This window comes from Cellvibrio sp. OA-2007, assembly GCF_000953825.1.
Taxonomy (GTDB): Bacteria; Pseudomonadota; Gammaproteobacteria; order Pseudomonadales; family Cellvibrionaceae; genus Cellvibrio.
This window is the reverse complement of record NZ_BBUL01000041.1, coordinates 1-1,556: the sequence shown is the minus strand read 5'-3', so window position 1 is coordinate 1,556 and position 1,556 is coordinate 1. Positions and strand designations below refer to the sequence as shown.

General features: G+C 59.3%; 1 protein-coding gene. It reads right to left on the bottom strand.

Annotation, left to right across the window (positions count from 1 at the left end; all coding sequences use genetic code 11):
* Positions 1-40 precede the first annotated feature (40 nt).
* The gene (locus AWU77_RS02170; RefSeq protein ID WP_193747476.1) at positions 41-1,462 is read right to left on the bottom strand and encodes an IS4 family transposase; all 1,422 of its coding nucleotides are present in this window, start codon (positions 1,460-1,462) and stop codon (positions 41-43) included.
* Positions 1,463-1,556 lie beyond the last annotated feature (94 nt).

The window sequence follows — 1,556 nt, the reverse complement described above, 5'->3', positions numbered from 1 at the left end:
TGGCTGCGGTGCCAACTTGGGTCCCGGCCTTCGCCCTAACCTAGCCCCACATCTTTGCAAGTCTCCAGCCCTGCATCATTCCGTCGAACCGCTGGAGACCATGCAGCATGGTGATAGGGCCAGCCTTGGCCTCGCTGGGGCTGCCCGTCCAGCCACCTAGTCGAGCAATGGTCCACGCTACCCAAGCCATGCTGAGAGGGGCAAATGGGTTCCTCATTTTGGCGGTCTTGCCCTGGAATTTCTCTTGCAGCTTGCCCAGCACGTCGAGTTCTTCGTCGTCAAACGCATCGCTGGCTGGTTGGCTGGTGTCGTTGTCGCGCGCATTGACTAGTTGAAGCGTGCGCACGGCCGCCAGTGTAGCGATGCTGGCGAGTTTCAGTAGTTCACTAGCCTCTTCCAGCTGGCTCGATTCCAGCCCAAGGCCCTGTCGTTTGAGCGTCCGAAACAGCTGTTCGATTTGCCAGCGTTGCTTGTACCAAGCCACTATTTGAAGCGCCTGTTGCACGTCTTGCACATCGTGAGAGGTGAGAAGGATCCAATGCACCGCCTCCTCGCCTGGCGGCACCGTGTCAGGCCTTTCCCTTACCTCCACTACCGATAGCGCGACGCTGGCTTGCTGTGCATGGCATCCCACCGGTCGCTTGATTTTCACTTGGCCAAAGCGAAGATCTATGTGCGCCTGGTGAGCCGTACGTGCTTTGCTGCGCGCGCCGCCAGCGCTGCGGTAGGCCTTGGATGCGGCACGTGCTGGAACGTCGAAGGTCCTGCTGGACTTGACCGGCTGCTCGTCTAGCCATTGGCATAAAGTGCCGCCGTCCTCGAGCTGACGGTCGTAGTGGGCACGCGTGAGCAGATGGACGCGTCCATCTGGAATACGGTCCCATTCTTCGTAGATGTCGCTCTCGCGATCTGCCACGACCGTCACCAGCCTGGCCTGCTGCAGGCATTGCGCGGATCCAAGGGCGCCATCGAGCCAATGCATCGATTCCTTTTCCTCAATGGGCCGCCGCGATCGCTTAGGTTGGGCCGTAGCTTCACGCACCCATGTCGACAGATGGGCTATGCCCAGGCAATCGTTGTTTGCAGCATCGACAGCTAGCGCCGGGTGGAGAAACAGCCCATATCCTTTGCCGCCACTGGTAGGGCCTAGTCCGGCTGTGCGCTGCTGGTGAGCACTGAAGTCGAACTCGCTGGTGTCCTGAATGGCCAGAACATGACGGCCCGCCGCCGCCTTTGCGGTGCGCTCGGTGCCATGCCGAATGATCTCCTGCCACGTCACGTTGAAGTGCTCCAGAAAACGATGAATTCGCTTCTGTTCGGCGCGGTTATCGCACAATTCTCGCAGACACACCGTCTCGCGTTCGATTACACGCTTGAAGAGCAGGATACCATTCTTGGAAAGCCGCTCATCACCGAACAGGCCAATGCAGTGTTCATCCGCCAACAGCTCTTCCGTACTCATGGCAGCCTCCATAACCCGAAACCATCGCGTTAGCTTACGCCGAATCGATGTTTCGGGAATGTGGGCGCACGTTAGGGCCTGGCCGGGATCCAAG

Bases quoted from the DNA above. Each gene is read 5' to 3' on its own strand.
- AWU77_RS02170 (WP_193747476.1), bottom strand. From the start codon at position 1,462: ATGAGTACGGAAGAGCTGTTGGCGGATGAACACTGCATTGGCCTGTTC.